Origin of the sequence: Streptomyces solincola (genome assembly GCF_002982015.1) — a bacterium.
Taxonomy (GTDB): domain Bacteria; phylum Actinomycetota; class Actinomycetes; order Streptomycetales; family Streptomycetaceae; genus Streptomyces; species Streptomyces solincola.
On the sequence record NZ_PVLV01000234.1, the window covers coordinates 1 to 6,620 of the forward strand.

At 75.4% G+C, this 6,620-nt stretch carries 7 protein-coding genes and 1 pseudogene; 4 read left to right on the plus strand and 4 right to left on the minus strand.

What is annotated here, in order from left to right:
- Positions 1 to 623 (minus strand): GAF domain-containing protein (locus tag C6N75_RS16410; protein ID WP_146132580.1); only part of this gene is annotated, 623 nt, incomplete at its 3' end.
- A 181-nt stretch (positions 624 to 804) separates the two neighbouring features.
- Between C6N75_RS16410 and C6N75_RS16415 the strand changes: the two genes are divergently transcribed.
- Entirely contained in the window at positions 805 to 1,740 is a 936-nt protein-coding gene (locus C6N75_RS16415; protein ID WP_105869656.1) for a MurR/RpiR family transcriptional regulator, read from the plus strand.
- Positions 1,741 to 2,046: 306 nt separating this feature from the next.
- On the opposite strand, the gene C6N75_RS16420 is transcribed toward C6N75_RS16415, so the two are convergent.
- Positions 2,047 to 2,355 carry a DUF5133 domain-containing protein gene (locus tag C6N75_RS16420; RefSeq protein ID WP_105869657.1) on the minus strand — a complete coding sequence of 103 codons (309 nt, stop codon included), beginning with the start codon at positions 2,353 to 2,355 and terminating at the stop codon, positions 2,047 to 2,049.
- 376 nt (positions 2,356 to 2,731) lie between these two features.
- Here C6N75_RS16420 and C6N75_RS16425 point away from each other — a divergent pair, with 376 nt between their 5' ends.
- From C6N75_RS16425 to C6N75_RS16435, 3 genes are all read left to right on the plus strand, one after another.
- Positions 2,732 to 2,920, plus strand: a complete 189-nt coding sequence (locus C6N75_RS16425) for a DUF2795 domain-containing protein (RefSeq protein ID WP_105869658.1) — start codon at positions 2,732 to 2,734, stop codon at positions 2,918 to 2,920.
- A 319-nt stretch (positions 2,921 to 3,239) separates the two neighbouring features.
- Entirely contained in the window at positions 3,240 to 4,259 is a 1,020-nt protein-coding gene (locus tag C6N75_RS16430; RefSeq protein ID WP_105869659.1) for a glycosyltransferase family 2 protein, read from the plus strand.
- Complete coding sequence (locus C6N75_RS16435; RefSeq protein WP_105869660.1) at positions 4,256 to 4,723, plus strand: GtrA family protein; 468 nt, start codon at positions 4,256 to 4,258, stop codon at positions 4,721 to 4,723. Before C6N75_RS16430 ends, C6N75_RS16435 begins: the two co-directional genes overlap by 4 nt.
- On the opposite strand, the gene C6N75_RS16440 is transcribed toward C6N75_RS16435, so the two are convergent.
- Entirely contained in the window at positions 4,698 to 6,203 is a 1,506-nt protein-coding gene (locus C6N75_RS16440; RefSeq protein WP_105869661.1) for a DUF6056 family protein, read from the minus strand. The two genes, C6N75_RS16435 and C6N75_RS16440, sit on opposite strands and share 26 nt — an antisense overlap.
- A 177-nt stretch (positions 6,204 to 6,380) precedes the next feature.
- Positions 6,381 to 6,620: pseudogene (locus tag C6N75_RS16445) on the minus strand (SAM-dependent methyltransferase); the annotation flags it as partial.

Consider the following 6,620-nt stretch of genomic DNA (forward strand, 5'->3'; position numbering starts at 1 on the left):
CCTGGGAGGGCGAGCCGTTCGGCGTCCAGCTCCCGGCCGGCGGCACGCCCCCGGTCCGGGTCGGCCGGCTCGACTGGGACCCGGGCGCCGGCCGGGAGCTGGACGCCGAACGGCTCGCCCTCCCAGGTGACCGGCGCGCCGTGCAGCGCGAGGTCGGCGAGCGCCGCGCCGAGGCGGGCGGCGGTGCGGTGGGCGCGGCGGCGGTCCGCGGCGGTGACCGGGCTGCCCGGGGTGGGCGCGCGCATCACGGCGAGCACGCCGTAGACGGACTGGCCGTGCAGCACGGGCACGTACAGGGAGCCGAAGGGGTAGGGCATGCCGGCCATGAGCTGGGGGAAGCGCCGCATGGCGTCCTCGGCGTCGGCGAGGTGGACGCCCTCCCGGCTGCGGTAGGCCTCGGCGACCGGGAAGGGCCGGTTGGCGTGCATCCGCCACCAGGGCCGGAACAGCCGTACCGGCAGCCCGGCCAGCACGGCGAGCCGCAGCAGCCCGGGGGTGCCGCTGCGCAGGTAGACGCCGCCGCCAAAGCCTCCGGTGGCTTCCACGGCCTCCACGGTGGCCCGGGCCAGCACCAGGGGCAGGCCGTCCGGTTCGGGGCCGCCGGTGGGGGTTGTGCCCGGCATCGTCCCACCTCACTCGGCGCGGGTCCCGGGCCCGCCGCGGCGGCGGCGGTCCGGGGCTCACAGCCAGGATGCTCCCGGGCGGCGGGGTGGCGCACGTCGGTGGGCGGGCGGTCGGAGCCCGGGGGACGCGCAGGCCGGTGGACTATCTTGAGCACGAGCGGGACGAGAAGGAGGCACGCCGGTGCCATCAGGTCAGCAGGCACGCGCCCAGTCGGCGGCGATCAGACCGGGGCGGGCCGGTCCCGCGGCCGGGACCCCGCCGTCCGATCCGCTGGAGCGGGTGCGGGCGCTGTTCGGCGGGCGCCGCCTCTCCCCCGCGCAGCGCCGGATCGCGCAGTACGTCTGCGACCACCTCACCGAGGCGGCGTTCCTGTCCATCACCGATCTCGCCGAGCGGGTGGGGGTGAGCCAGCCGTCGGTGACCCGGTTCGCCACCTCGCTGGGCTACAGCGGCTATCCGGCGCTGCGCGAGGCGCTCCAGCCGATCGCGCTGAGCGCGGTGGCGGGCGCGGCGGACGCGGCCCGCGAGGAGCCGCTGCGCAACGAGGTGCAGGCGGCGATCGACGCCGAGATCGAGAACCTGGAGAACCTGCGGCGGGTGGTCGCCGATCCGGGCCGGATCCTCACCGTGGGACGGGAGCTGGCGGCCTCGGTGCCGCTGACCGTGCTGGGGCTGCGGATCTCCGCGTCGCTGGCCGAGTACTTCGGCTACGCGGCCCGGCGCATCCACCCCGACGTGCGGCTGGTGACGCGGGGCGGCAGCGTGGCCTACGACGCGCTGCTCCAGTCGAGGGAGGCGGGCGGCGACTGGGCGCTGGCCTTCGCGATGCCGCGGCACGCCAAGGAGACGTTGTCGGCGCTGCGGGCGGCCCGCCGGACCGGGATGCGGGTGGCGCTGGTCACCGACGTCGCGCTGGGCCCGCTTGCGGAGGAGGCGGACGTGGTGCTGACGGCCGGCACGGGCGCACGGCTGGTCTTCGACTCCTACGCGGCCCCGGGCCTGCTGGCGGCCTCGCTGCTCCAGGCGATGGCGGACGCCAGCCCGGAGCGCACCCAGCGGCGGCTGGAGGGCTACGAGCAGGCCGCCGATCAGCACGACTTCTTCCTGGAGGACTGACAGCCGGCTCGCTGCGGCGGGCGGCCGTCCATCCGGGAGCCGGACTTCAAGAGGGTTTTCGGCCGTTTTCGCTGTCTTCGGTGGCATGAAATTTTTCATGCCCTTGCTTACTCATTGGTAAATATATTTACTGCACGGACACCCGGTCGCGACAAGCCGGGAACGGATCGTGCCTCTCCCTCGGGGGAGGCAGGTACAGGGCTCCCGTCCGGCACTCCCTCCTCGTGCCGCCCGGAGCCCTGGCCGGGAGCCCGCTTCGACGCGGGCCCCCGTGGCGGCCCCGGTCAACCCCTGGGCCGGGGCCGCCTAAAACCCCCCTCGCGCGACGGACGCGGAGGCCAGCGGCGCCGCGGCCACGCAGGCGTCCTTGGCGGCGGCGACCACGCAGGCGTCCTTGGCGGCGACCACGGCGGAGGCCGTGGCGGTGAGCCGGGCGCGGGCGGCGGCCAGCGCATGATCGAGGTCCCGCGTTCCGGTGGTCACGCAGAGCGTGTACGTCACGTCGTCCAGCCTGCGCTGGAGGTCCGGCGCCAGGGCCAGCCCCTGGGCGGCGGTGCAGAGGGACTCGTAACGGGCGACGAGCTCGCGAAGCACAGCGGGATGCGCCAACAGCATGAACGTACCTGCCTTTCCCACGCCACGGGGCAACGGAAGAGGAAGCCGGCGCCACGGCGGGAGCGCGCCTGTGGCAGGCGGCGACGCCGGTGGACCGTCTTCCTGGAGCCGGGCGATGGGCCGGGCCCCGGACCGGGGACCGCCCTCCCGCACAAGGTGTGCCCGCGCCTTCCGGCCCTCACACGGCATTGTGATGCAACCGTGACGGATCCGCTCTGCGTGGACACGCTGCGTACGGGCAGAAGTGCGCGCCTACCCGCGCGCCGGGGCGAGCGCCGGCGCGCGGTCGGGCCGGGCCGGCGCGGCCGGTGCTCCATTGTCGTGACACTGCCCCGGTCCCGTATCGCCCCTGGCGGCCGGTGGTACGCATCGCAGCATGGCTGTGAACCCGATCGAGATGCAGAAGGCCCTCGGGGGCGTCAACTACCCGGCATCGAAGGAGGACATCGTCGAGCAGGCGTCGAAGCACCAGGCCGGCCAGGAGGTCATGGACGCGCTGGGCTCGCTGCCCGACAAGGAGTACGACTCGCCCGCCGCCGTCAACAAGGAGGTCGGCAGGGGCTGACGCCCCGGCCGTCCGGGCCGGCGGACCGCCCCGCCGGGGGCGCGCGCCGACGGCTCCCCCGCCCCGCCGCCCCGGCGCCCGCCGGGGCGGCGGGGCGTTCGGCGTCGGCCCGCCGTCCCGGGTCCGCGACGGCGGGCCGTCACCCGGCCGGACGCGGCCGGGCGGTGGAGCCGACCGGGGCGCGCTGCACTGGAGGGGCGGCCGGGCCGGGAAACCGGGGCGGCGGCCCAGGCAACCCGTCCGCGCGCCCGGCCATCCTCTCGAAGTGGCAGGCCCGGAACGTCCTGGCCCCGATCCCGTGCCTGGAGAGAGCGAGCCCATGGTCCAACTGTCGGTCGTCGTCCCGTGCTTCGACGAGAGCGAGGTGATAGACGCCTTCCACACCGCGCTGCTCGCGGCCTTGGTCCCCGCGCATGTCTCGTTCGAGATCTGCTACGTCGACGACGGCAGTTCGGACCGCACGGTGGAGCACCTGCGCGCGCTGGCCGCCGCCGACCCGCGGGTCCGCTACACCTCCTTCAGCCGCAACTTCGGCAAGGAGGCCGCGCTGCTGGCCGGCATGCGCGCCGCCAAGGGCGCGGCGGTGGTGCTGATGGACGCCGACCTCCAGCACCCGCCGGAGCTGGTGCCCCGGATGCTGGAGCTGCACCGGCAGGGCTACGACCAGGTGGTGGCGCAGCGCGACCGGACCGGTGAGGGCGCGGTGCGCAAGGCGTTCAGCCGGGCGTACTACCGGCTGGTGCGGCGCTTCATGGACGTGGAGATCGCCGACGGGGCCGGGGACTTCCGGCTGCTGTCGCGGCGCGCGGTGGAGTGCCTGCTGGCGCTGCCGGAGAGCAACCGGTTCTCCAAGGGGCTGTTCTCCTGGATCGGCTTCGACACCGTCTCCTTCTCCTACCGCAACGTCCAGCGGGCGGCCGGCAGCTCCAAGTGGGGCGGGCGGCGGCTGCTGAACTACGGCATCGACGGGCTGCTGTCCTTCAACACCCGGCCGCTGCGCCTGGCCATCCACGCCGGGCTGTGGCTGTTCCTCTCCGCGGTGCTGTACGCGCTGTGGATCGTGGCCAACGCGGCCCTGGACGGTGTCGAGACGCCCGGCTACGCCACGCTGATCACCGCGATCACGGCGCTGGGCGGCATCCAGATCGCGATCCTCGGGGTGATCGGGGAGTACGTGGGCCGCATCTACCACGAGGCCAAGCGCCGGCCGCACTACGTGGTGCGGGAGACCGACCGGTCCGCCGCCCCGGTACGCCGACCGGAGCGGCCCGAGCGACCGGCCAGCCGGCGCCCCGCGGCGCGCCTGGAGACGGCCGGACGGGCGCGGCCCGAGTCGTGAGGGCCGTCTCCGCCGCCACCGTCCGGCAGTTCGCCTCCTTCGCGCTGATCGGACTGGTCAACACCGGCGTCTACTACGCGGTGTACGCCACCCTGAACCTCTGGCTGCCGTATCTGGCGGCGCACGCGGCCGGCTACTCGGTCAGCGTGCTCGGCTCGTTCCTGCTCAACTCGTACGTCACCGTCCGGACCCGGCCGACCTGGCGGGGGCTGGCGCGCTATCCCCTCTCCGGGGCGGTCAACCTGGTGGGCAGCGGGGCGCTGCTGCACCTGGGGGTGAGCCGGCTCGGCATGGGCGAGAACGTCGCCGCGCTGGCCGCCGGCGTCGCGGTGACCCCGCTGTCGTTCCTGCTGGCCCGGTGGGCGATCGTCGCCGGGGCGGCGGGCGGGCGGCGCACGGCCCGCCGGGGCGCGCCCCCGGCGGACCCGGCCGGGCAGGTCAGGGAGTCCGCGTTCCGCGAGTGACCTTCTCCAGGCCGTAGTAGTCGGCGACGCACTGGGCGGGCCAGACGCGCTTGCCGTCCTGGCTGAACGGCTCCAGCATCGACGCCACCTTCACCGGCGTGTACGGCAGGACGCGCTCGCCGGCCGCCGCGCCGGCCCGCAGCCGGGCGTCCTGGCGGTCCCAGCGCTCGGCCCGCGTCCTCATCTTCCCGCCGAGGTCGTACAGCGGGACGGTCAGGCCCACCACGGTCACCGCGCACAGGGCGGCGGCCAGCGCCGTGGGCAGCGCGGTGGCCGCTCCGTGGCGGCGCAGGGACCGGCCGAGGAACGCGCCGGCCGCGGTCAGCAGCAGCACCCAGAGCACCAGGTAGTCGTTCCAGGTGCGTTCGGCGGTGACCACCCCGGCGCCGAACACCGGGTAGGTGATGACGGTGCAGAGGTAGCCGGAGGCCAGGAAGGCGAGCAGCCCCGCGCCCAGCAGCAGGCCGGGGCGGGCCGGCTCCAGGACGCGGCGGGCGCCGGGCCGGGGGCGGGCCAGCAGGCCGACGAGCACTCCGGCGGCGACCGCGCCCAGGTAGGCCCAGGTGGTCAGCACGGTGGCCAGGATGCGGGCGAACGCCGCGGCCGCGTCGTACAGCGTGTCGGGGGCGAGCATCGAGGTGGTCTCGGCGCCGAAGCGGCTGCGCCGGGTGCGCGAGCCGGGCGAGGTGACCAGGATCAGGGTGCCGGCCGCGATGCCGGCCATGCCGGTGAGCGCCCAGGTCCGCGCGTACCGCCGGAGGGGTGGGGTCAGCACCCGGTGGGCGAGGAGCACGGTCAGCGCCAGGACCACCAGCGCGACGACGGAGGCCTCCTCGGAGAGGGTGCCCAGGAAGACGCCGACGGCGAGGACGACCGCGAGGGCGAGGGCCCGGCCGCGCCTCCCACCGCCCCGCAGCAGCGGGAGGGCCGCGGCGGCGGCGAGCACCGGGGCCACCGTGTGCGAGACCGAGGCGGCCGGCCAGTAGAAGGTCTTGTACGTGTTGGGGGTCGCGAACAGGATGACGGCGGTGGCCATGGCGGCGGCGGTCAGGGCGATGCCGCGCGGCAGGCGCTGCCCGGCCCGGCGCAGCACCAGCGCGGTGAGCGCCCACAGCAGGCCCAGCACGAGCAGCCCGCTGACCGCTCCGTACCACTGGTGTCCGGCGACGGGGAACTCGGCGTAGGCGCCGACCAGCAGGCCGTTGGCGACGCGTCCGTTGTCCAGGAAGTAGAACTTGTGGACCAGGCCGAGGACGCCCTCGTCGCGGACCACGGGCAGGAAGCACCACTCGTCGGCGCTGGGCCGCACGTACCGGCCGAGGTAGCTCGCCGCGGCGAGCAGGGCCAGCGGCAGGGCGGCCAGGGCCCAGGGCCAGGCGCGGCCGAGCGGGGTGCGCGGGCCGCCGTCCCTGCCGGGCCCGGTCCCGGGCCCGGAGCCCGGTTCCTGGGGGACGGTGACACTCGATGCGCCGACGGCCATGTCCTCTTCACTGCCTTTCGCCGAAACCTCCGGTTGCGACACCCAAGAGGTGTTTCCGGTGGAAGGCGTTGTCCGTGCGGAGCACCGGCTTTCACCGAGTCCATTGGGCCGCGCCGCCGCGGCCGCCCGCAACCGCTCGGCGGCCGTGCGGCGGACGCCCGGCGCTCCGGCGGCGGGTCAGCGGCGGTGGGCGGTGACCAGGCGGCAGCGCGGCGAGCCGTCGGCGCGGCGGCTCAGCGGCTCGAGGGCGGCCAGTTCCACGGCGAAGCCGGCCGCCTCCAGGTCGCGCAGCACGTCCGGCAGCCTGAAGGTGCGGTAGTACATGGTGAACCGGGGCCGCCACAGCGCGTTGCGCACGCGCATGGCGGTGTCGAAGCCCCAGAGCTGCCAGTAGGGGCGGGAGCCGACCGGCGGGGG